General features: G+C 45.5%; 20 protein-coding genes and 1 CRISPR repeat array (1 of these 21 only partly in view). Of the genes, 8 read left to right on the top strand and 12 right to left on the bottom strand.

Annotation, left to right across the window (positions count from 1 at the left end; translation table 11 throughout):
• Nucleotides 1-51 precede the first annotated feature (51 nt).
• The 3 genes from COP04_RS06020 to COP04_RS06010 all read right to left on the bottom strand — a co-directional run bounded on the left by COP04_RS06020 (nt 52) and on the right by COP04_RS06010 (nt 2,599).
• Nucleotides 52-843, bottom strand: a complete 792-nt coding sequence (locus tag COP04_RS06020) for a hypothetical protein (RefSeq protein ID WP_100487157.1) — start codon at nt 841-843, stop codon at nt 52-54.
• A gap of 126 nt (nt 844-969) precedes the next feature.
• On the bottom strand, nt 970-1,761 hold the full coding sequence (locus tag COP04_RS06015) for a flagellar motor protein MotB (protein WP_100487156.1): 792 nt from the start codon (nt 1,759-1,761) through the stop codon (nt 970-972).
• Complete coding sequence (locus COP04_RS06010) at nt 1,754-2,599, bottom strand: flagellar motor protein (RefSeq protein WP_100487155.1); 846 nt, start codon at nt 2,597-2,599, stop codon at nt 1,754-1,756. Before COP04_RS06010 ends, COP04_RS06015 begins: the two co-directional genes overlap by 8 nt.
• A gap of 420 nt (nt 2,600-3,019) precedes the next feature.
• Between COP04_RS06010 and COP04_RS20190 the strand changes: the two genes are divergently transcribed.
• Both COP04_RS20190 and COP04_RS06005 read left to right on the top strand, forming a co-directional pair.
• Nucleotides 3,020-3,478: a hypothetical protein gene (locus tag COP04_RS20190; RefSeq protein WP_239984777.1), complete on the top strand. Its 459-nt coding sequence runs from the start codon at nt 3,020-3,022 to the stop codon at nt 3,476-3,478.
• Nucleotides 3,435-4,751: an HD domain-containing phosphohydrolase gene (locus COP04_RS06005; protein ID WP_338062838.1), complete on the top strand. Its 1,317-nt coding sequence runs from the start codon at nt 3,435-3,437 to the stop codon at nt 4,749-4,751. Before COP04_RS20190 ends, COP04_RS06005 begins: the two co-directional genes overlap by 44 nt.
• 312 nt (nt 4,752-5,063) lie before the next feature.
• Here the strand turns inward: COP04_RS06005 and lacD are convergent, their stop codons facing one another.
• The 3 genes from lacD to COP04_RS05990 all read right to left on the bottom strand — a co-directional run bounded on the left by lacD (nt 5,064) and on the right by COP04_RS05990 (nt 9,377).
• Nucleotides 5,064-6,071 (bottom strand): tagatose-bisphosphate aldolase, encoded by a 1,008-nt coding sequence (gene lacD, locus COP04_RS06000; RefSeq protein ID WP_100487154.1) that lies wholly within the window; start codon nt 6,069-6,071, stop codon nt 5,064-5,066.
• A gap of 721 nt (nt 6,072-6,792) precedes the next feature.
• Complete coding sequence (locus COP04_RS05995; protein ID WP_100487153.1) at nt 6,793-8,118, bottom strand: Nramp family divalent metal transporter; 1,326 nt, start codon at nt 8,116-8,118, stop codon at nt 6,793-6,795.
• A 233-nt stretch (nt 8,119-8,351) separates the two neighbouring features.
• Nucleotides 8,352-9,377, bottom strand: coding sequence for a YkvI family membrane protein (locus tag COP04_RS05990; RefSeq protein ID WP_100487152.1), 1,026 nt, complete (start codon nt 9,375-9,377; stop codon nt 8,352-8,354).
• 346 nt (nt 9,378-9,723) lie between these two features.
• On the opposite strand from COP04_RS05990, the gene rsgA reads away from it, so the two are divergent.
• Nucleotides 9,724-10,782 (top strand): ribosome small subunit-dependent GTPase A, encoded by a 1,059-nt coding sequence (gene rsgA, locus COP04_RS05985; protein ID WP_420852738.1) that lies wholly within the window; start codon nt 9,724-9,726, stop codon nt 10,780-10,782.
• Nucleotides 10,783-11,024: 242 nt separating this feature from the next.
• Here rsgA and COP04_RS05980 read toward each other — a convergent pair whose 3' ends face one another.
• Nucleotides 11,025-11,123, bottom strand: a complete 99-nt coding sequence (locus COP04_RS05980) for a YjcZ family sporulation protein (RefSeq protein ID WP_100487150.1) — start codon at nt 11,121-11,123, stop codon at nt 11,025-11,027.
• Nucleotides 11,124-11,287: 164 nt separating this feature from the next.
• Between COP04_RS05980 and COP04_RS05975 the strand changes: the two genes are divergently transcribed.
• Nucleotides 11,288-12,520: an aminopeptidase gene (locus COP04_RS05975; RefSeq protein WP_100487149.1), complete on the top strand. Its 1,233-nt coding sequence runs from the start codon at nt 11,288-11,290 to the stop codon at nt 12,518-12,520.
• An 87-nt stretch (nt 12,521-12,607) separates the two neighbouring features.
• Here the strand turns inward: COP04_RS05975 and COP04_RS05970 are convergent, their stop codons facing one another.
• The 3 genes from COP04_RS05970 to COP04_RS05960 all read right to left on the bottom strand — a co-directional run bounded on the left by COP04_RS05970 (nt 12,608) and on the right by COP04_RS05960 (nt 16,907).
• Complete coding sequence (locus COP04_RS05970) at nt 12,608-14,770, bottom strand: methyl-accepting chemotaxis protein (protein ID WP_100487148.1); 2,163 nt, start codon at nt 14,768-14,770, stop codon at nt 12,608-12,610.
• Between the two features lie 102 nt (nt 14,771-14,872).
• A complete protein-coding gene (locus COP04_RS05965) occupies nt 14,873-16,162 on the bottom strand; it encodes a methyl-accepting chemotaxis protein (RefSeq protein WP_100487147.1) in 1,290 nt (429 codons plus the stop codon).
• Nucleotides 16,163-16,370: 208 nt separating this feature from the next.
• On the bottom strand, nt 16,371-16,907 hold the full coding sequence (locus COP04_RS05960; protein WP_100487146.1) for a VanZ family protein: 537 nt from the start codon (nt 16,905-16,907) through the stop codon (nt 16,371-16,373).
• A 191-nt stretch (nt 16,908-17,098) separates the two neighbouring features.
• Between COP04_RS05960 and COP04_RS05955 the strand changes: the two genes are divergently transcribed.
• Nucleotides 17,099-17,494 carry an OsmC family protein gene (locus COP04_RS05955; RefSeq protein WP_100487145.1) on the top strand — a complete coding sequence of 132 codons (396 nt, stop codon included), beginning with the start codon at nt 17,099-17,101 and terminating at the stop codon, nt 17,492-17,494.
• 387 nt (nt 17,495-17,881) lie between these two features.
• Here COP04_RS05955 and COP04_RS05950 read toward each other — a convergent pair whose 3' ends face one another.
• Both COP04_RS05950 and COP04_RS19460 read right to left on the bottom strand, forming a co-directional pair.
• Nucleotides 17,882-19,252 carry a D-serine ammonia-lyase gene (locus COP04_RS05950; RefSeq protein WP_100487144.1) on the bottom strand — a complete coding sequence of 457 codons (1,371 nt, stop codon included), beginning with the start codon at nt 19,250-19,252 and terminating at the stop codon, nt 17,882-17,884.
• A gap of 179 nt (nt 19,253-19,431) precedes the next feature.
• Nucleotides 19,432-19,605, bottom strand: a complete 174-nt coding sequence (locus COP04_RS19460) for a hypothetical protein (protein WP_157800196.1) — start codon at nt 19,603-19,605, stop codon at nt 19,432-19,434.
• Between the two features lie 477 nt (nt 19,606-20,082).
• Between COP04_RS19460 and COP04_RS20435 the strand changes: the two genes are divergently transcribed.
• From COP04_RS20435 to COP04_RS05935, 3 genes are all read left to right on the top strand, one after another.
• Nucleotides 20,083-20,217 carry a hypothetical protein gene (locus tag COP04_RS20435; RefSeq protein WP_275656857.1) on the top strand — a complete coding sequence of 45 codons (135 nt, stop codon included), beginning with the start codon at nt 20,083-20,085 and terminating at the stop codon, nt 20,215-20,217.
• A gap of 477 nt (nt 20,218-20,694) precedes the next feature.
• Nucleotides 20,695-21,828: a vitamin B12 independent methionine synthase gene (locus tag COP04_RS05940; protein WP_100487142.1), complete on the top strand. Its 1,134-nt coding sequence runs from the start codon at nt 20,695-20,697 to the stop codon at nt 21,826-21,828.
• A 5-nt stretch (nt 21,829-21,833) separates the two neighbouring features.
• Entirely contained in the window at nt 21,834-22,025 is a 192-nt protein-coding gene (locus COP04_RS05935) for a hypothetical protein (protein ID WP_162297082.1), read from the top strand.
• A gap of 85 nt (nt 22,026-22,110) precedes the next feature.
• Nucleotides 22,111-22,669: a CRISPR direct-repeat array (repeat unit 32 nt; unit sequence ATTTCAATCCACGCACTCATGTAGAGTGCGAC); it runs 10,632 nt beyond the window's last position.

Here is a 22,669-nt window from a genome sequence, read left to right as displayed (position 1 = left end):
TTATCAAATGATGAAACTGCCTCCGCTATTACATTCTATTTAAAGAGAGCTCTATTTTTTTAAACCCCACTGCTTAATCATATAATTAATCCAGATGTTCTGACCGGAGCTGTTCATTGTATGCCCATCGGAACTTACCACGTTCTTACGCTGCGATCCCTTTGGCCACTGTGACAAATAATCGAGATTTGACATCTTCTGATCAGTGATATAAGAACTGAGGCTGTCAATGCGGCTATTCATGTAGAGTGCAACAGAGGAATAGTCAGGAAGAGAAATAAAGAAAGCGGCCTTCGGATAGCTAATTCTGACCTTTTCTTCAAATAAACCGGTTACTGTTTGCGTATCAGCAGAGCTGACTTTATGATCATCATTATAAAGCAGCGGTGTAAAAATTACACCATCCGGCTTCGCACTTAAATTCTGAAATAAGTTTTCGACTTTTACCTGATTGAGATCAAGTGAAGTCATTTGTCCAACATCGACAGCAGTCACTTTAAAAAAGAGAGAACCGAATGTCTGGTCAAGCTGGTGCTGCAGAAGCAAAGCAAGTGCCTGTACATTATCACTGCCTACCATGACAATCTGAACTTGTCCGTTATTTTTAAATGCCAGCGCTGCAGTCTTTTGAAGGGACTTGGGCAATTTGGTGATTTGCTGACTGAACGCACGATCTGATCCGACCCCTGAAAAATCAGCCGCATTGCCTGAAATTGACTCCGCGCCTGTCTGAAGCCGGCTTGATGACGAAATCTGTCCGATTTTGTGATCCCAATAGATTTTTCCACCAAGAACCGCTGTAATACACACAATTATTGCGACAACCAGCCAAAATTTTTTCAAAATTTCACCCTCAAAATCATAATACATCTACTGATTATGATTTTAGCACAGAAAGTTCAAAAAAAGGCAAAGTTCACCATAAAATTTATTCGAGGGTCAGTCAATCCCCCGTAACAAATTCTTGGATCACTCGTCCAGAATTCCATTGTTTTCCCTGAGGATAACAATGGTAACACGGCGATTCATCGCTTTGTGATCCGGTGTATCATTTTTAACGACCGGGTGATATTCGCCATAACCGACAAAATGAAACCTTTGCGGTGCCAAATGATCGGAGCTGATCAAAAAATTCATTACGTTTTGAGCGCGCATTCCGGAGAGCTCCCAGTTGGAATGGATCGCCGAATGACTATTAGCGTATGGCGTATTGTCTGTGTACCCTGCGACACTGATATCGTTCGGCACGCCGCCCAGCATACCTCCGATTTTTTTCAGCACCGGACCCGCATTCTGTTTTAAATCTGCGCTCCCCAGATCAAAAAGAATTTTTTCGCGAAAAGTCAGCTGCACTCCTCTTGGCGTTTCGACCAGCGAAACTTCCGGGCTGAGATGATTTGTTTTTATGTATTGATCAAGCTTGACATAGAGCGCATCAAGCTTTTTAGCATCCTTATTCTTTTCTTTATTTGTCAGATTACTTGTTTTGACCGTTGGGACTGCCGGGACTGCCGGCGCTGTCTGACCCTTGTTAGCGCTTAGGTAGCCCATTCCCTTGAGAATGGAGTTCCCCTGAAAAGATATTTTGAGTGAGGAAACTAGTGCATTAAACTGCTGATTCTCAATCGTGCTCATTGAAAACATGACAATAAAAAAAACAAGAAGCAGAGTGATCAGATCGGAATAGGTGATCATCCACCTGTTTGAATCGTCATGCTCTTCAATTTTTTTCAAACGGCGCTTTTTCCGCGGATCATTCATGGCTGCCAACCTCTTGGTATTGGCCTCCGGCAAATTCCGATCCGCTCTGATCGTTTGATACGCCCAGCCTCTCTTCAGCTTTCAACCGTTCTTCCGGGCTTAAAAACGCGAAAAGTTTCTGACGCAAAATCATCGTATTTTCTCCGTACTGCACTGATAAAATACCTTCCGCCTTGATCTGTCTGATCAGCACATCCTGCTGGAGATTGGCCTTTATTTTGTTAAAGATCGGTAGATAAATAACATTGGCTCCGGCAACACCATACAGTGTGGCAATAAATGCCACCGCAATGGATGGACCAAGGGAACTCGGACTGCTTAGGTTACCCAGCACATGTACCAACCCCATGACCGTCCCGATAATACCCATAGTTGGGGAAAACCCGCCGGCTGCTTCAAACATTCTGCCTATTGACAGAATCTTCTGTTCATACAATTCGATATCCCGATTGAGAATGTCATCGATGACATCGGAATCCACCCCATCGACAACCATCTGAATTCCGGTTGACATAAACTTGTCCTCACTGAATTCATCCTGACGACCTTCAAGAGCCAGCAAACCTTCGCGCCTGGATACGTTGGCAAGACCAATCAGTTTCTCAATCGTCTCCCCAGGATCCGCTTTGGGCTTTACAAAAGCATATTTTATAATAAAAGGTATTTTTTTCAGCGTTTTCCCAGGGAAACTGACAACGACCGCTCCCGCCGTGCCACCGAGTACAATCAATAGCGCAGTCACCTGAAGCAGTGCGCCCAGCGTTCCCCCTTCCAGCGTAAAACCGATAATTAAGGACAATACGCCGAGAAACAAGCCGATAACTGTTGCAACGTCCATGTAAGTCAACCCTTTCAGCTCTATTACTCTACTTAAATATTATCGGCTCATTGATAAAGAAGTTGAATAGAACAATGCCAAAAGAGATAATGAAAACTGATTTGCACAAGATACTAATGTTTGTAATCTCTTGATTTATCTGATGTCTGCCTATTTTTATCATCGTTTCCACGACGCCATCAAGATCGAACATGCTTATTTACTTTCACTTTTTTATCACAATTGGTAAAATGAGGATTGTAACCGGTGTCGATTTTTGGCGTATCGCTTCTTTTGGCGGGTGCTCTTCTTATCGAATCGTTTGCTATATGAAGTTCACAGCAGATCTACTTTCAGATTTTGCTCTTTTCTATTTTGAACTGAAAAGTACATTATTCAATGAGTTCAGCAGGTAAATCGGGCTGGGGGTGAGCAGCAAATATGGCGAAGATCGTGAAAACGGAGAATCTGGCCGACGGCGATATTCTGGCCAGAGATATCTATATAAATTCAGGCGTGCTTTTCCAGGCCGGAACATACGTTACTCCGGCACTCATTTACAATCTTCTGGAACTGGACATTGGCGAAGTCGCTGTAAACAGCGATTCTGCCCTTTTATATCAGGACTGGGATGACCGGCATATTTCTTCAAATAAATTAAGGACATTAAAAGAAAGATTTCAGAATGATATGAAACCCATCGCTAATGAATTGCGTTGCGGCCACATTCTCCATTCCGAGTCTTCTTATCAGTGGCTGCGTTCAATATATCTTCATTTTTTTTCAAATCCAGCCGTCCGCCTGCTTATGGACAGCCTGAAGCAGTGGGATCCCGTCTGCTACATTCATTCTATTGATGTGTTTGTTTTTTTGCAGCCTTTTCAACCGGAATTCCCATGAGAAATTCCCTGACGGTTTCATGCTTGGCTGTCTCCTCCATGATATAGGGAAGCTTTGTATCCCGCGATCCATTCTTTTAAAAAAAAGCAAGTTGACCGAACGGGAATATATTCGAATCACCCGGCATGCTGCAGATGGATTCGCTCTTTTGGAAAAATTAGGTTTTCCAAAGGAGACTTGCAGGATTGTCCGGTCACATCATGAACGGATGGATGGATCAGGCTATCCGGATAAAATGATTCTTTGTGAGAAAGACAGCGATCTGATATTCATGATGATTGCCGATGTTTATTCAGCTTTGACGCTGAAAAGGTCTTATCGGGATCCAATGCATGCAACCAAAGCTCTGCAGAACATCCTGTCTTCATGCATTCATCCACAGCATTTTGATCTTCAAACCAGCTTCAGCTTTATTAATTTTTTGCACATTTACCCGCCGGCGACACAGGTGTTACTGTCGAATAATAAAATGGGGACAGTCATCGCCAATCCCAATGGAGCGGATATTCTCCCAAAAGTCAGGCTGCAGATCACGGACCGTGTGATCCAGCTTCCCAGTGACTTATCGGTGACGATTAAAAAGGTGAGCGGATGGGACAACAGCCATGTTGAAATACAGCAAAGACAGGCATGGAAAGATTTCATCGGATTCATCATTGACGGCAATCCTTTAAAAGCAATGAAATACATGGATCACTTATCAGACGGTAAAAGAATTGAAGACATTTTCATTGATCTGTTTGAAAAAGCACAGGATGAGATTCGTTCAGATTTTAGAGCGGCACATTACCATCGTTCCGATCTTCTGATCGCAACGACGACTCTTATGAGGCTGCTCAGTTGGAAGATGCTCAGAATTGCCCGGGATCTTGATCCGGTGATGGGCAAAATCGTTGTTGCGGATTTGAATGCCGAGAATGAATTCCTGCAAATGAGAATGGTCAATGATCTTCTGAAAATCAATGGTTGGAAAACTTATTACCTCAGTGATCATGCTGAGATAGATATGATCACTGAGTTGATCCACAGAAAAGATGCCAAGTATCTTGCTGTCTCTCTTTATGACCGGCACCATGCTTTTTCCATTCGCAATATGCTGATACAACTCAGATCTGATTTCCCTGATCTGACTGTTTTCATCCATGGTGAACAGGCGCACCTTGTTTCGGACAGCGCCGCGCAATGGCTCCTGACCAGCTCGAATCTGACTGAATTTATCCGTAATCTGCGCTATTGTTTTCCGATCGAATCTACAGCAGATAAGGAGTTTTAATACTACCTTTTTTTCACACGCCCACCGGTCAATGAAAAAGAGGATACTTCCTATACACCAGGAAATGCCCGACGTTAAGCTGACACAAGATAATCGCCAAATCAAGCTTAACAGACGATCACCTGGCAGGCTGCAGCTCCGGTCTGTCATGAACGCTCTGACCTCGCTTTGAGTATTACGGAAAACAAACTAATATATCTTATTTTCACTTCCCTCCCTTGATTCAGCAATAAAAAATTCTATGTATACAAAAGCGGGTGCAACAGACATTGTCCGTCGCACCCGCTCCGTTTATTTCAGTACAAGTATCAATCAGTCGACAACTTCAATCTTGTCTTTGCCGCCAAATTTTTCATACCAAGGTGTTGCGTTCTCAGCAAGAATTGCATTCAATTCGTCAACGTTCTTCTTGCCCTCAGTCTGCAGCCATTCAATAGCGCCCTTTTCTCCGCCTTTGCCATAAGCCTCAACGCCGTCACGCCATGTTGCGCGGCCACAAAGAACGCCGTTGTACTTGGAACCAGCGTCATGAGCAAACACGAGAGTCTTCTGGAAAAGTTCAGTTGAAACACCTGCACTCAGCCAGATGTAAGGAACAGTCGTTGCTTTGTCAACTTCCTGGAAATACTTCTTAGCTTCTTCAGCTGTGTAAACAGGTTCGTTGTCGCCAACACCTTCAACACGGCTCATGTCAACAGGAACTTCAAGCTTCAGCACGTCGATGCCGTAACGAGGCTGCGTGAAGATCTTGATCGAATCAAGAACCTTCTGAGGTTTAACTTTTGCATAAGCAACTTTATCAGTGATCTTTTCGTCGTAAGTTACGATTTCAAAGAACAACGGAATATCTTCGGCCTTGCATTCAGAACCAACGCGTTCAACAAATGCTTTTTTAATATCGTTGATTTCATCAGGTTCATCAGGGTCAAAGTAAACAAGCAATTTAACAGCAGTACCGCCATTTTCCTTGATCCGTTTTGCTGACCAGTTAGGAAGAAGGTCAGGAATACGGCCAGGTTCCGTTGCGTCATAACCGGTTTTTTCATAAGAAGTCAGCAGGCCGCAAGTCGCAGCGCGCTTCTTGCCGGCAGGAATACCATATTCCGGATCGAGCAGGATTGCGCTTGCATATTTTGTCAATTCTTCGGATACCAGAGATTTGAAATCGATCAGTTCCTGATCCGTAGCATCTTTGCCTTGAGCAGCACCGATCATTCTCTTCAAAGAACCGCGCTGATCAATAGCGAGTGCAGCGATAATACCTTCGTCGTTGGAGAGCTTTTCAAGAAACTGAAACTTGCCCTTTTGCAGTTTAACCATTATTATTCCTCCACAGCTAAAATTTTGGGTGCCATCATGCACCGCGTATACACAACCGGCAAACAACCGGCAAAATTGGAGCAATCATTACCGTTCAGAATGCCTGCCGCTTTTCTCTCACAATCTCCATTTTACGTCACTTTCTGTCGCAAAGTCAATTTGCCAATTTCAATAAATATGTGAACAAAGTTTTAGATCTCTTTTTGTGACAATGATTTTTGTGCGAACACAGTGATATTTGTTTCGCCTCAGGATTCTCATCTCATTATGGTTGTTAGTAAAACTTCTTTGAAATGCAAAATAGTAATATGGAACACGAAAAGAAAAAAAGCTTTGTTTTTAATCGGAAAAAGCCCTCAATTCCAATCTCTTTAAACTGAGACGCGCAGTAATTGGACGCAAATGTTTTTTTTCTTATAACATCAATTTGTGCTGAGCTTGTTTGACTGGTTTGAACCTTCGACATTGGACTGAATTCCGGCTCTATTGGGCTCAACTGAACATTTAATTCTAAATGATTTAGGCTATAAAAAAACGAACCGAATCAAGTAAAGTTCGACAGAGTGTAGTATATCAGCCGATTCAGGCGACCCCCTTAAGCATTCTACACGTTCAACGGACAGTTCCACAAGTCGATATTTTATAATTTCCGAGGCAACAAAAAAATCCCTTTTTCGGGATTATTACTTTGCTGTATCTATTCTGCTTTTAATTTTATTGTTCAACCAGCAAACGTCTGATAAAGCAGAAACATATTCAGACAGATAACAATTGTGGCTACGCCCCAGGCTGCGGCTGTTGTCAGCCGGTGATTGACCAGCAGCCCCATGATCCTCCTCTTGCTCGTAAAAACAACAAGAGGGATAATGGCGAGAGCAATGCCGAACGAAAGGATCACCTGGCTCATAACAAGTGCTTTGGTCGCATTGACGCCTGAAATAATCACGATCAACGGTGGGAGCATCGTGCATACCCTTCTTAAAAATACCGGAATGCTTTTGTGAATGAAGCCCTGCATCATGATATCACCGGCCAGCGTGCCAACTGATGAGCTGGACAATCCTGCCGACAGTAGCCCAATTCCGAACAGAAGCGCAGCACTCGGCATGATGTATGAACCAAAGCCATGAAAAGCGACAGTAAGATCTGAGATCACTTCCTTGCCAAAGAAAGTGGAGCCTGCAACAGCCAGCATAATTGCATTAATAAACCCGGCAATGATCATGGCAATTAAAATGTCCACCTGCTCAAAACGGAAAATCTTTTTCCTTTCTTCCGGCGTTTGGCCAATAACCCTTCTGCACGTCAGGCCCGAATGCATGTAAATGGCGTGGGGCATTACCGTTGCCCCCAAAATGCCGGCAGCAAGCAAAATGCTGTCCGTTCCCTGAAATCGCGGTACAAAACCGTTCATGAGCGGTTTAAAAGCGGGCAAGGCAAATAAAGTTTCAAAGCTGAATGAAATGACAATAACGAAAACCATAGAAGCAATGACCATCTCCAGCGGGCGGAAACCCCTGACCTGGAATGCTAAAATAACCATCGCACAAATCGCCGTCAGAATCGCTGCCGGAATCATCGGCAGACCGAAAACAAGATGAAAGCCCAGCGCCGCGCCGATAAATTCAGCGAGATCCGTGGCCATAACCATAATCTCTCCCTGCAGCCAGTAAAAAATCGATACACTTTTTGGCCATTCCTGACGCACAATTTCGGGCAGGTTATGTGACGTTGCAATCCCCAGTTTTGCGGATAGCATTTGAATCAAAATGGCCATCAGGTTTGAAATAATAACCACCCAGAGCAGCATATAGCCGAATTGAGATCCGGCTTGAATATTCGTTGCATAGTTGCCCGGATCTATATAAGCGACAGCTGCGATAAAAGCGGGGCCGATAAAAGGCAGCAGCTGCCGCCACCCTCTCGCCTCTCCGACCGCGCTTTGAAAAGACTGGGAATGTTCGCTTTTTATCTTCGGCACACTCCCGGCAAGAGTGTCACCCTCAATCAGTTGAACCTGTATCCGCTCCTCCTGCCGACCAGGCATTTAACCATCCCCTATTCGCTTTATGAATATTTGTTTCCTTAGAGAAACATCCTGCTACAATTAACATACGATATTTACCTACAAAATGCAACCGAAGAAAACAATTTTCATAAGAATTTTACAATCAACCGTTTTCAAAATAATAGATTACATGATTAGCGGAAATGAGCTTAAAAGCATACCGAAACCGGGTGTCATCGGGTATCATGATGTAATAAGGTAAAGCACGTCATTTATTTTTGCGGCAGTCTGGCGAAAAATAAGTAGACAAAAAGGGCCGTGCAAATGAATCCGTAAAGTGGATAGAGTACGCGGATCAGTGAGCCGTAGCTGGCCTGTCCGAGGATCAGAGAACTGAAAATCAGCAGAATAATCGATCTCTCCGGGGATAAAAAATGTGGAAATGCGCTGTGCATCTGGCGTGCAAGGCCGAATATGTTGCCAACGAAGGTAGTTAGTATCTCACCGAATATCACGATGACAAAAATCAGGTGCATGATCAATCCCAGCGGCCTGACCAGTTCAGCCATCGGCATATCAAATAACATCACAGACGGATGGTTCAAAATCATCAGATTGGAAAGCAGGAGCAGTAAAGTGAATCCTACTCCACCTGCCAGTCCGCCGACTTTCAGCACCCGTTCGTCATCAATGTCACGCGCCAGCGGAACAAGAACAACGATGGCCGTCATTATGTTGAATGAAGCATAACTAACTGCAGACGCAATCCAGTAGGCAGACTGGGGATTTGAAGTGGAAACAGAGCCGGGTTTGTCCGTGAAGAAAAGGATGAGGAAAAGCATGATCAGAACAGGGACAACGATTGAGTTCATCCAAAGCAGGCCGCGGGAACCTTTTACGAGGAAAAGCAGACAGATTACTATGGAAAGAGCCATCCCCAGCAGCCTGTGCCAGCCGAGCTGTTCCTTGAAAACAGCTCCAGCTCCGGCCAGCATGACACCGGTAATACCAAGCATCATTAAAAAAATCAGGCACTGAATCATCGCTCCCAAATGTTCACCAAACAACCGGGTTACCAGTTCATTGAACGAGTATGCTTTGATCCGTCGGGCGTACACCATCATTTTGGTTCCAATCCAGGCCATCAGCAGGCCGCTGATGGCTGCCCCAATCATCCCCCATGCCTGATACTGTGAGAAAAACTGGATGATTTCGCGGCCGGAAGCGAATCCGGCTCCGACAACCGTGCCAATGAAAGCTGCCGCAATCTGCAGGCTGTCGATTATTTTTTTTACCACCCGGCTCCCCCCTTTTTCATCCCGTCCCCACCATTTTATGCGATGCCTGTCCCGTCCATGACGCATCAATCCCCTTTACAATTCATTCGTTTTTGTTTAAACTTAATATGTTTCAAATTAAAGGAAGGGGGACATGTATTATGGCCATCATCAATCGAAAGACCTCAGGCAATCTCATTGATATTAGCCGTCTGTCCTCCTCATCCGGATCATTGTCTTTCAGCTGATTTGAATGTTTTGGGGCAGATGGCCTTCACAGGGCTGTTTTCTCACTGCGATAGAAAGAGACCGTGTGCAACGGTCTCTTTTTGTTGTCCCAAGACCAAATCAACTGGAGGAAAAAACATTGAACTTAATCGATTACGGATGGAATGCGTCACTTGAAGAACTGGCAAAAAACAAATTTGAAGACGGACGATCGATCGCCCGCGTCGTTTCCGAATATAAAGGACAGTACAAAATTGCATCTGAACACGGTTTTTTCCTCGCCGAGGTTTCTGGAAAAATGCGTCATCTTGCGTTGAGGCGCGAAGATTATCCGGCGGTCGGCGACTGGGTCTCTGTTGATGAGCGTCCGGCAGACATGAAGGCAACAATCAGAGGAATTCTTCCTCGTTTCAGCAAATTTTCCAGAAATATGGCCGGCCTGACGACGGAAGAACAGATTGTCGCAGCCAACATTAATACAGTTTTCCTGGTCATGGCATTGAACCATGATTTCAATGTCCGCCGGCTGGAACGGTACCTGACCATGGCGTGGGAGAGCGGGGCAAACCCGGTCATCGTGCTGAGTAAATCTGATTTATGTGATCATATCGATGAAAAAGTATCCGAAGTTGAAGAAATTGCGTTTGGCGTGCCGATCCATGCAGTAAGCGCCGTTCATGACAGCGGTAAAGAACAGCTGAAGACTTATCTTGGAAAAGGTAAAACGGTCGTCTTTCTCGGATCTTCCGGCGCCGGAAAATCAACGCTGACCAACTGGCTGTACGGGCGGGAACTGCAAACCGTTAATAGCGTGCGCGAGGATGACGACCGGGGCCGTCACACAACGACCAATCGCGAACTCGTTGTTCTTCCAACAGGGGGCGTAGTCATTGACACACCAGGGATGCGCGAGCTGCAGCTCTGGACGGCTTCCAATCAGTCAGTAGGGCAAAGTTTTGCAGATATCGAAGCGCTCGCCGCAGACTGCCGGTTTCGGGACTGCACGCACAGCGGTGAACCGGGATGCGAAGTTCGGGCAGCCCTTGCGAGCGGACGGCTGGAGCGGGCACGCTTTGACAGCTATATTAAGCTGCAGCGCGAACTCGCTTTTCTTAAGCGCAAAACCGACAAGCTGGCTATGCTGAAAGAAAAAGAGCGCTGGAAAAAGATCCACATGAGCCTGCGGAAAAAGCATTGACAGATAAGCAGGGCAAATCCGACATCATCACGCGCGTTCCGATCGTCGATAAACAAATTCTAATTTTTTAAATGTACGTACCTCCCATAAAAATTTTTATTTAATGATAAAATTCGAAACAAAACCGAAAAAACACGAACCAAGTCGTTGCTCACTCGAACCGAAATTTCGAAAATGAACCGAATCAAGTAAAATCAGGGAAAATTTTTAATCAACAATTCGGGAATTCGGGCAGAAATGCATCAATAGAACCAAATTGCGCCAATGATAATTAAAAGAATAAATAGCACAGCCACCAGTGCAAATCCTGAATTATTCCTGACCTTTTCCGGAGCACCCATGCCGATCGCCACCTCCACAAAGATATCTGTATCATTCTATGCGTGCGCCCAAATATCGTCCTCCCGAATTTTCCACCTGAAGATAATTCTGATGTTCGGCTGTTCCGGACGTGCTAGAATAGAAACTGTATACCAAAAGTTGGATGTACCAAGGGGGCTCATGAATGAATCACTTTGAACAACTGCTTGATAACTATGCCGACATTACCGTCCATGTCGGCCTGAACGTGCAAAAAGGGCAGGATGTCCTGATTTTCGCTCCTGTCGAATCACCTGCCTTCGTGCACAAGACCGTTAAGAAAGCCTATGAGGCCGGTGCAAAAAATGTGTTCGTCGAGTGGACGGATGAGGCCGTGACACGCACCCGTTTTGATCTGGCTCCCGACGAATCTTTTGAAAGCTATCCGTCATGGCGAGCGCGGGAATATGAGGAGTTGTCGAACGAGAACGCAGCTTTTCTTTATATCTATTCGCCAAATCCGGAACTGCTGGACGGTATCGATCCTGTGCGCATTGCCAATGCCCAAAAAACAGACGCCAAAGCCAATAAAAAGTTCTCTGACGCTAAAATAGGTGCCAAAGTGAGCTGGACGATTGTTTCAGTACCTACAGCTTCCTGGTCGGCAAAAGTTTTCCCGGATCTGGATACTGCGGAGCAGATTGAAGCGCTCTGGAAACAAATTTTTACCATTACCCGAGCGGATCGAAAAGACCCGGTACAGGCCTGGAAAGAACATCTTCAGTCGCTGAAGAACAAGGTAAATTTTTTCAATGAAAAGCGTTTTAAAAAGCTCCATTATCGAGCGCCAGGAACGAATCTGATTATTGAGCTTCCGGCAGAACACCTGTGGATCAGCGGTGAAATGGCCAATGATAAAGGGGTTCCCTTCCGTCCGAACCTTCCGACTGAGGAAATCTTTACCATGCCGCTGAAAACAGGGGTCAACGGCACGGTCGCCAGCACGAAACCGCTGAATTACGACGGCAATCTGGTTGATCATTTCTCTATGACTTTCAAGGATGGACGAATTGTCAATTTCAGCGCGGAGCAGGGGTATGAAACACTGAAACAGATTATCGAAACCGATGAGGGATCTCATTATCTCGGTGAAGTTTCACTGGTTCCCCACCATTCGCCGATTTCAGATACCCATCTGATTTTCTACAATACGCTATTTGATGAAAATGCATCGTGCCATCTGGCAATTGGCACCTCCTTCCCTTTCAATTACCGCGGCGGGCGTCAAATGAGTGCACAAGAACTCTCAGACAAAGGCGCAAATGCCAGCCTGGTTCATGTTGATTTCATGGTAGGTTCAGGTGAACTGGATATTGACGGTGAGACACCGGATGGTCAGCTGACACCTATTTTCAGAAAGGGAAGCTGGGTGATTTAACCAAGTTTACAGTTTGCCATTGAATTAGAAAAGCCATGGGCGCACAAAGTGCCCATGGCTTTTCTGTCATTTTATTAGTGTTGCCGTTTAAATTTTATAGTGGCTGATCGCGTCCCGCATCAGCTGCGCCTGCTGATCCAAGTCACCGGCAAGTTTGTTCAATTCTTCCATAGCGGCTGTCTGTTCTTCGACAGATGCACTCACTTCTTCCGTGCTTGCCGCTGTTTCCTCACTCGTGGAGGCAATCATTTGCGTTCCCTGGCTGATTTCCTCAATATGCTCTTGAGTCCTGCGAACCGCATCGGCAATCGCCCGGATACCGGCAACGTTGGATTCAATTGTCGCTTCAATCTGCTTAAATGCTTTTCCAGTCTCCTCAACTGCCGCGCCCTGAGCCTGAACCGTGCTGCTTGTCTGCTCGCACAGCGCAACAGCGTGCGCCGTTTCTTCTGTCATGGCACTGATTGTTTCAGTGACTTCCCGTAATGAATCATTCGTCTGCTGCGCCAGTTTGCGGATTTCACTGGCGACCACCGCAAAGCCTTTGCCCTGTTCTCCGGCATGCGCGGCTTCAATACTGGCATTCAGCGACAGGAGATTCGTACGGCGCGCAATGCTGTCCAGCACATCAATAATCTGATTAATATCCCGCGTATGTTTATCAAGTGAAGTTACAGCACGTATAATTTGCCCCGTTGTCTCAGCAGAAACTTTGGACTGAGCGGACAAATGGCTCATTTTTTTCTCGCCGCCCTTGGACGTCTCATTCATTTGATTCACGCCTTCAAGCACTTCCTTGCTGCGGGCCTCCATCTTCTTAATTTCCTCGACAAGGGATTGGAGTGAAGTTTGCCCTTCATCAAGCGCTGTGGACTGGTTGGATGCGCCAGCAGCAATTTCATTTACCGTTGCGCTGATTTCATTCGCCGTAGCCGCATTCTCTTCGGCACTTGCAACCAGTGTCTGTGAAGCTCCAGCAACCTGCTGTGTGACATCGGTCAATTTTTTGAATGCATCCCGGTTTGCCCCGGCCATCGCGTTGATGCTCTTTGTCAGTTCCGAAAGCTCATCATTGCCTGTTACCGGTACCGATACGGTCATATCGCCCTGTTCTACCTGCTTAGCCACGTGCTGAATATTTCTCAGACGGATAACCACTTTCTTCATCAGGAAATTAGTTACAAAAATGGCAATCAGAAGAATCAGGAGTACAGTAATAGCGGAAGGCAGTGCAATCAGATTTGCCTGATTCGAAATCTCGCTCTTGTTAATGAGACCGAGCAGCGTCCATCCGGTCGTTGCATCCCGTTCAAAACAAATCAGTTTATTCTGGCCGTTAACGTTCGCATAGAAACTGCCGCTTCTCCCCATCTTTTTCAGCTTTTGATAAAATGGCTGCTTGGCAACACTGGTCCCGATCAACTGATTGCTTGGAGCAGCGATATACGTGCCAGACGGATCAAGAACGATGCCATAACCGGATTTGCCGAACTTTGCACTATTCGCCTGATTGATAATCGACTGAATATAAAGATCCAGCTTCACGACGCCCTTGACCTGACCGCCGGATACCACTGATTGCGCCACACTGACTATATATTCTTTCATCACATTATCCATATAAGGATTGGTCCACACCGGCCGGCCATGTCCACTCACACCCGCCTTGTACCAAGAATCTTTCATCGGGTCATACCCTTGAGGGAAAAAGTAAAGTGGCGCGCGTATCGCTGTTTTATCTGCCGCCCCATACGTCAGCGCCATATATTTCTGATTTGCATCAAGCACATTTTGAAAAGTCTGGTTAATCTGATCCTGATTTTTTGACGGATTGTTCAATACGCTGCTGCCCGTGAACTGACGCACGACCGATTCGGCATCCTGAAAATATGTTTCAAAATTCTGGTCGGTCAATTTGATCTGCGCCATTGTAGACTGCGTTAACTGATCCTGCGTCATTTTTGCACCGTAAAAATAGCTGAACAGCCCACCGATGAGCCCGATGATGACAATAGATGTAATAAAAGGGATCAAAAGCTGTTTTCTGATGCTGACGTTCCTCAAAAGATTGCCAGGTAGAATTTTTCCAATAAATGACTGTTGTACAGCCTTCGCCAACCTGGCATATGAACGACTTACAAGTGTTCCTGCACTGCTCAGGCGAAGCCCCTTGTCTTTTTTCAAGGCATTTTTTACAGGTGCTTTTTCTCCGGCCTGCTGCTTACTGCCTTGCTGCTCTTCCTTCTTCATAGACAAATGTCCTCACCTTTCCAGAGCTGTTCAAAAAGTCGCCTTTTCGAGCAGCTCTTTTCTTGATTATGTATCTGGTAAAAATGAAAGTCTGGGAAGAATTCAAGTTAATTTATATCCGGCCAGCTGTCTGCGGAGATCTGATGCATCGTCTTCAAGGTCTGATGCAAGATGCGACAGCTGCTCCATCCCGGCTGTCTGTTCTTCAATCGAAGCCGTGACTTCCTCAGTTCCTGCCGCTGTCTGTTCACTGATTTCCATCATGCCGTTCATATTGTCTTTAATCCGTTTATTCTGTTCAACCATTTCCCGGATCGAAGTGACGATGCCCGCAATTCGTTCATTGTTTTCAGCAACCGCCCCGGCAATCAGCCCAGCGTTCTTTTCAAAATCAGCGACTACAACAAACTGTTCCTCCAGAACTTTGCTCGTGTTTCCGGCAAAAGATACGGTGCTCGCTGTATCTTTTTGAATGCCGATGATTAATTCTGAAACTTCGTTCAGAGCCCGGTCGGTCTGCTCAGATAACTTGCGGACCTCGTCGGCAACAACGGCAAAACCCTTCCCCTGCTCGCCTGCGCGCGCTGCCTCGATTGCTGCATTAAGCGCCAGCAGGTTGGTCTGGCCGGCAATGTCTGAAATCGTTTCGATAATCCGGCCAACATTTTTCGAACGTCCGTCAAGCGATGAAATAGCGTCTATAATATCAGCGGTTGCGCTGATCGTGCGTTCCGAATGATCCCTGAGCTGCACAACGGAATGCTGATTACCTTCCGATGCCTTCGCCAGTGCCTCAGCGCCCTCTTTCATCAAATCCGTGTGCTCTGCAATACCTTCCATATGCTGGTCAAACGCATCCGCCGCTTCTTTGTTCTTGGCCATCAGTCCCGCCTGATCTGAAGCCCCCGCAGCGATTTCCGACATGGTCGAGCCAATTTCGTTAGAGGACGCCGTATGTTCTTCAACACTGGAAACCAGTGACTGGGCTGCATCACCGACCTTGTCCGAAACTCTGCTGATATGCTCCAGCATTTTTCGATTCATGCTGATCATACTGTTCACCCCATGAGCCAGAACAGCCAGTTCGTCCCGACCGCGAATCTCGCAGTGGCCGTTCAGATCACCATTTTCGGCCTTTGCCACAACCAGCTTGATTGCATGGATTCTTTTATTATAAGAATTGAAAATATACGTCAGACCAAGCCAGTTAACAATGAGAGTCAGAACCAGCAAAATTGCCGCCGGAAGAACCAGTTCTTTACTCCCGCATATAAAAAACAAAAAAGCCAGCACAACAACAACTGCCAGGTATATGACAAGTAACATCCGCTGCAGTGAGAAAAACCCTGTCTTGTTTACGGCACCTTCCGCGCCATTCGTCAGTGAAGCCATTTCTACATCCACCCTTCAAATCTGTAGGGAACAAACCGCTCTTGACAACTCGTCTTCACAAGCATGCTCATACTCTTTATCGGCTGATCCGGATATTTTATTAACAATGTAAAGATATGATGTCGGTCTTTAAACATCGGAATTTTGACCCAAAAAGCTGCAGGTTGCTGCGCAGCTAAACATCCGATATCATAGTTATTATTTTAAATTATCCATGAAACTGGGCATGAGCGTGACGCTTATGATTGCTTCCCGTATACAGAAAGTGAACATACACATCGAGCAGAAATACCAGCATCATTGCCGCAACCATTCCCGCCAGGTCGAACGTAAGCACATCGATTAAATGGCCGGTTCTGCCTGCGATAAAAGTCTGATGCCATTCGTCAAAAATCGAATAACAAAGCGCCACCGCCGGGCCGCATAAATAACAAAGCAGACGGAGGATCACAGTCGTCATAAATAGGTTGGTGATCATAAACGTGAGCAGAGCGTATTCAAAGACGTGGCTCGCCTTGCGGACTACAAACTCGAAGAGAGCGTACGGATCGTTCGACGTGATCAGTTGCCCACCATAATTGAAATTAATGTGAGGAAAGGTTTCAGAGGTCCACTGAAAATGTGCTTTTAAAAACGGCTGAATATCCTGCTGGGAATAGGGCATGGACGAGCCTTTGTAAATTATTCCGATCATCAGGATAATCAACACCATCCAGACCCAGAAAGTTTTGCGATTTTTCAGCATGACATCCTCCACCCTTCTTGCTAGATTTTTTGTCGTTCAAATTTACAGTTTATTAACACTTTTCTCATTATAGCGCAGATTGATTGGCATTTTGCAGATTTTTACGGACATTCTCCTTTTCAATCATGTAAAAGCAGACCTTTTGACAAATTAAGAAAAGCTTGGTAGTTTCAAAGAAAGGGGGAAAACAAATGACACTCAGAGCGGATGATCAAGGATTTACACTGACCAGTGAGCACGGAACAATGAAAATTAACAAAGCAGACGATTTCAGGCCCGGGGACCTTCTTGAAACATCAATCGGTGCCTGCAGCGGGCTCGTCTTCAAACGTCTGCTCACCAACCGGGGCATAAACTACAGCGATCTGTCTATTGAAACGGACAAAGTGCAAGCAAAAGAAGAACCGGAGCCCATCAAAAAGGTCGACGTCCACGTTACATTAAAAGGGAGCAATCTCGATGAGAAGCTCATTCGCAGACTGTTCAATCACGTCTACACAAACTGCACGATCGCCCAGTCCGTCAAGGGCGCAATTGAAGTAGAGGAAACACTGGAGATCGTTCAGACACAGGAAGCTTTGCAATAAAAGGTATTTCCATGGGTTTACATTGTGAAAAACGCTGACCAAATTGTTATTGTGCATAATCACTAATCGACGGGTTGTAAAACATCAGTTAATTAATAGCTTATGATGAGCTGCAGACAAGGATCATGCAACTTAGAGAAAAAGTGCTCAGACTTATATCGGCTGATGAAAGCGGCCGGATTAATCTCAAAGGCTCCAGGATTACATGGAACTGAGTGACAACAAGCATAATATTTGGAGACGCAGGCAGAGAAAGAAATGATCTTCAGGATTACTGCACGATCTCAATTTTATGTGAAACCTACTGCTCGCGATCTGTTCAGCTGCGTGTCTGCAAGCGATGAACACAAGGGACAATCTATTTATGAAAAAAAACGAATTATTGGTCTAGATCCGAGCCGCTTTTTCATAATAGGCGGCCCGGATTTTTTCCGGCACCATACCTCCGCCTGTCGCCCAAAACAGGTGCGCAGCAGCAGGCAGTTTATCTTGCAATTGGCGTGCTGACAGAAAGTCGAGCCCCTCTTCCGTGCCAAGCAGCATCTTTGGACCGATCAGCCCGGCGACCGCGGACGGTTCAACCGACATGTTTTCCGTATCCACAAGCCCCTTCAGAAATTGAAAAAGCCGTTCATCGTTAACCGTCAGGCATCCTGCAATCAGATGTCCGGCCGCCTTCCCGACAAATGCCGATGGCTTCGGCACAGCCAGCCCGTCCGCTACCGTTTGGTTATCAAGTCCAAAATCCTGCACGGAGATCTGATCATGCAGGCCGGTCAGCAGCCCAAGCAAGAAACACGGGGCATGCATCGGCTCGACAAAAAAGGGATGCACATTTTCACCGAATGCCTGCTTCAGACCAAATGTCGCGCCGCCCGGTCCGCCGCCAACACCGCAAGGCAGATAGACAAATAAAGGATGATCGGCATCTACAGGGATACTTTGTTCATTAAACTGCTCCTTCAGCCTGTTTCCGGCAGTTGCGTAACCGACGAACAAATCTTTCGAATTTTCATCATCGATAAAATGGCAGCGAGCGTCCTGTGCAGCCAGCCTGCGTCCTTCAGCAACGGCTACGCTGTAATCCGCATCGTACTCACAGACCTCAGCCCCTTTTTCGCGGAGCAGATCCTTTTTCCATTGCTGCGCATCGCGCGACATATGCACTGTCGTACGGAAACCCAGCTTGGCTCCGATTATGCCAATACTCAGACCAAGATTGCCCGTTGAGCCGACCGCTATGGAATACTGTGAAAAAAACTTTTTGAAAGCATCATCCGCCAGCACGGAATAATCGTCTGAAAATTTCAGAAGATTATGGCTGACAGCCAGCTGTTCAGCCGTTTTCAGTACTTCATAAATGCCGCCGCGCGCTTTGATAGATCCGGAAATTGGAAGTTCGTTGTCCGCCTTCATCATTAACCGCCCGGGAACAGCCACACCTGTCGCCTGCTCCAGAAACTTTTTCAACTTCGGCGTCTCATACAGCGGTGATTCAATCAGACCATGTAATGCGCCCGTTTCAGGAAATGCCTTTTCAATGTATGGCGCAAAACGGCGCAAACGGTCTTCTGCATCGGCCACATCCCGGGCAGTTACTCGATCAGAAACAGATTTTCCATACTCTGGATTGAGCCATAACATTTCCTGTTTGGCCATAATCTTTTTCAGAATCGGAAATTCAGTGATCCACTCTTTAATGGCCCGGCCGGCAATTTTCTGATCCACCTGATCTCCTCCTGGTCTTTCCGACTGCATATTTCTCTATGACATTTCTGAAAGAATATCCGGGTCTTGTACGCGCCGGCAAAAGAATGCAATCATCACTTAAATTCATTGATCCCTGATCAAAATTCTCTTTATCCGGTTCATTTTCGCTGTAAAAACTGTTCGCCGGACAGGTTCAGGCGCACCGTTTCAAGCTCCTCAAAGAACAATTAATTTCTGCTCTCACCGCTTTTGAGAGACGCCTCAATCATTTTACTGTTCCGATAGGCATTTTTCACCGAAGTAATGATCGATTCATGTTTTCTGTTGCTGCGATAAATATTAATGAACCGATCCGTCATAGTCATCTTCTTTTCTGAAAAATGAAATTTACCAAATAACATATCTGAATCATTCCTTTTATTTTCTAATTTCCAAGACCGCCGTATGGCCTACATTAGGAAAAAAACGTGCAACAAACACAGCATGTCCCGTCAAAAAGGGTTGTATACGAGCTGTCCCTATAAACTGTCCGACATCGCCCGGTGCGTGATTCAGGGCTTTTCCATTCCGAAGAGCGCTTCTTCAGCGCAGGCTCAAACAAATATATATAAATACCCCAACCAACAGTGCCTATTATAGCAAAGCTCAACTTTTACCGCTAATGGGGAACCCTCCCCAGATGAATGGCTTGAGTTTCATCATTCGACAAAACATACGACTAAAAAGTTAACAAAGACCTTTTTGCGATTTTGTGGTACATTTTAACTTAGAAAAATAAGCCACCATTCGACAGGATGGTCCCGAAAATTAATTTTTCGACCGGAAATTTTTATCGCTTTGCCAGCTTTCATTTTATTTTCAGCTTCGGAGGCCTTTTTATGAAAACCTTTTTTCTGATTTTCTTGATTGTCTTTCTTCTATGGCTGCTGACCCGCCGTTCGCGTACGCGCAAAGGTCATCCGATCCTTTTATTTCTGATTCTTGCCTATCTCTTTAACCAGAGCAGACGGTAAAAGGGCTGGCGGCGGTTTTCATCATATTTCTGCAGTTTTACTTTTACAAAAGAACTTGCCAAGCAGTTAGCTCAGGCAACCGGCCCCTTGATTATTTTCTTAATTAGTGTATCATGTCTTTAAGCTCAAATTGAAAATTAAAAAGCGATGAGAAGAAGAGTAGGTTTCTGCGCTATTTAAAGAGAGTCGCTGCTAGTGAAAGGCGATAATAGAACAGTTTCCCGAAGATGGCCTTCAAGCAGCATGGTTGAGTCCCCAGGATAAAACGATGATGGGTGTGCCCATTAACGCACAAGAGTATTTGCCGCTATATTATTTAGCACGTACTCGACAAGGAAAATCTCGTGAGGGATTCTCAAATTAAGGTGGTAACACGAATGAAAGCGTTCGTCCTTTACTTTCAGAAATGGAAGTAATGAACGGGCGCTTATTTGTTTGATGATCATTTCACAATGATTTTAAATGGAGGAATAGAAAATGGGAACAATCACTGCAAAGAAAGCCCCGTTCAGGTTTGATCAGGTGGGAAGTTTACTGAGGCCGGCAAATTTGAAATCAGCACGCGAAAAATTTGCTTCAGGAGCAATCGACCAAGCCGCGCTCACTCAAGTGGAAGATGAAGAAATCAAAAAGGTTGTTGACAAGCAAGTTGAATCAGGGCTGAAAGCTGTAACGGATGGTGAATTTCGCCGCAGCTGGTGGCATCTGGATTTTCTGGCCGGACTGGGCGGTGTTGAAACATATTCACAGAATGCAAGCTATAAGTTTCATGGCGCTAAGACGCGCGACACTAATGTCCGGTTTGCCGGCAAGGTTTCCTATAATCCGGATCATCCTTTTTTCACCGCTTTTAAATACTTGAACAGCATTGTGCCTGAAGGTGTTTTAGCCAAACAAACGATTCCAAGCCCTTCGCTCTACTTCCGCGACCACCGCAGCGATAACGCCGTAAACTATTACGATACGCACGAGGATTTCTTAACTGATCTGGCGAAGGCCTACCGCGAAACGATCCGGCATTTCTACGACTTAGGCTGCCGCTATTTGCAGCTTGATGATACAACCTGGGCTTTTTTGATTGACCAGATTATTAACGCAAAGGATGCTGAGGAAAAAGAAAAATATGAACAGATCGCACAGGACAGCGTAACGATCATTAACGGCGCACTGGAGAATCGCCCTGATGACTTAACGATTACAATGCATATTTGCCGCGGCAACTTCCGATCGACTTTTCTCTTCTCCGGCGGCTATGGTCCTGTTGCTCAATACCTGTCGCAGCTCACCATTGACGGTTATTTTCTGGAATACGACAATGAACGATCCGGCGATTTTTCACCGCTTGGCGCTATTTTTACCGAGAGCTCAGATAAAAAAATAGTATTAGGCCTTGTAACCTCGAAATTTCCTGAACTGGAATCCGCGGACTTGCTTCAAAAACGGATTAAAGAGGCGACCCAATACGTGCCACTGGATCATCTGTGCCTGTCAACACAATGCGGCTTTGCTTCGACTGAGGAAGGCAACAAACTGACCGAAGAGCAGCAATGGGCAAAGATTAAATTGGTTGTCGATACAGCGAAGAAAGTCTGGGTGGATGCTGAGGGGTGATGGAGTTGGACTTCCACCCAGTTGGTGCGCACCAGCTGAAAAATGGAAATAAATATGTTTTATTTTCAGAATACGCTGAATGGATGTTTCTTCCTGTGGCATCAATTAATGAATCTTCATTTGAAATACAGTCCAATTTTGTTGAGAATGTGACAATAGGTTTTTATAATAGGTTACTGGTCCAGCTGTTTGATTAAAAAACAGCTGGACCGATTTTTAGAATAACCAATTCATAATAAGAGTAAGACAGATTTGTTATTAGCCGTTCTTCACGTTCACCAAATTTTAATCCACGCACTCATGTAGAGTGCGACAGAAAACGGTTCCAAAATTGATCGCTTTCAGCGTATTTCAATCCACGCACTCATGTAGAGTGCGACCAAGCAAAACGACGATTGCGCCTAAGCCCGCTCCATTTCAATCCACGCACTCATGTAGAGTGCGACTTATTACTGGCGTTTGACGGCGCTATGATGCTTCGATTTCAATCCACGCACTCATGTAGAGTGCGACTTTGAGATCATGTTCAGAAAACAACGGGTTTTTAATTTCAATCCACGCACTCATGTAGAGTGCGACCTTTTTTATTTGCCAAAAAGGAGCGTGAGCGCATATTTCAATCCACGCACTCATGTAGAGTGCGACTTCAAAAAAGCTTTGGGAATTAGAAGAAAGAGAAATTTCAATCCACGCACTCATGTAGAGTGCGACCGTCGTCTTCGGCTTTATCCTTATCGAGGTTGGCACATTTCAATCCACGCACTCATGTAGAGTGCGACGAAACCTTATTTGAGCATCATAAAGCATCTTGCGATTTCAATCCACGCACTCATGTAGAGTG

The organism is Sporolactobacillus pectinivorans (assembly GCF_002802965.1).
In the GTDB taxonomy this organism is placed as follows: Bacteria; Bacillota; Bacilli; order Bacillales; family Sporolactobacillaceae; genus Sporolactobacillus; species Sporolactobacillus pectinivorans.
The sequence above is the reverse complement of the archived record's forward strand: the minus strand, read 5'-3'. Positions and strand labels throughout refer to the sequence as shown.

Bases quoted from the DNA above. Each gene is read 5' to 3' on its own strand.
- COP04_RS19460 (WP_157800196.1), bottom strand. From the start codon at position 19,605: ATGTTATTTGGTAAATTTCATTTTTCAGAAAAGAAGATGACTATGACG.
- COP04_RS05980 (WP_100487150.1), bottom strand. From the start codon at position 11,123: ATGGGTGCTCCGGAAAAGGTCAGGAATAATTCAGGATTTGCACTGGTG.
- COP04_RS05955 (WP_100487145.1), top strand. From the start codon at position 17,099: ATGACACTCAGAGCGGATGATCAAGGATTTACACTGACCAGTGAGCAC.
- COP04_RS05995 (WP_100487153.1), bottom strand. From the start codon at position 8,118: ATGCCTGGTCGGCAGGAGGAGCGGATACAGGTTCAACTGATTGAGGGT.
- COP04_RS06015 (WP_100487156.1), bottom strand. From the start codon at position 1,761: ATGAATGATCCGCGGAAAAAGCGCCGTTTGAAAAAAATTGAAGAGCAT.
- COP04_RS05975 (WP_100487149.1), top strand. From the start codon at position 11,288: ATGAATCACTTTGAACAACTGCTTGATAACTATGCCGACATTACCGTC.
- COP04_RS05950 (WP_100487144.1), bottom strand. From the start codon at position 19,252: ATGCAGTCGGAAAGACCAGGAGGAGATCAGGTGGATCAGAAAATTGCC.
- lacD (WP_100487154.1), bottom strand. From the start codon at position 6,071: ATGGTTAAACTGCAAAAGGGCAAGTTTCAGTTTCTTGAAAAGCTCTCC.
- COP04_RS06010 (WP_100487155.1), bottom strand. From the start codon at position 2,599: ATGGACGTTGCAACAGTTATCGGCTTGTTTCTCGGCGTATTGTCCTTA.
- COP04_RS06005 (WP_338062838.1), top strand. From the start codon at position 3,435: ATGTGTTTGTTTTTTTGCAGCCTTTTCAACCGGAATTCCCATGAGAAA.
- COP04_RS05960 (WP_100487146.1), bottom strand. From the start codon at position 16,907: ATGCTGAAAAATCGCAAAACTTTCTGGGTCTGGATGGTGTTGATTATC.
- COP04_RS05970 (WP_100487148.1), bottom strand. From the start codon at position 14,770: ATGAAGAAGGAAGAGCAGCAAGGCAGTAAGCAGCAGGCCGGAGAAAAA.
- COP04_RS20435 (WP_275656857.1), top strand. From the start codon at position 20,083: ATGAAAACCTTTTTTCTGATTTTCTTGATTGTCTTTCTTCTATGGCTG.
- COP04_RS05940 (WP_100487142.1), top strand. From the start codon at position 20,695: ATGGGAACAATCACTGCAAAGAAAGCCCCGTTCAGGTTTGATCAGGTG.
- COP04_RS20190 (WP_239984777.1), top strand. From the start codon at position 3,020: ATGGCGAAGATCGTGAAAACGGAGAATCTGGCCGACGGCGATATTCTG.
- COP04_RS05965 (WP_100487147.1), bottom strand. From the start codon at position 16,162: ATGGCTTCACTGACGAATGGCGCGGAAGGTGCCGTAAACAAGACAGGG.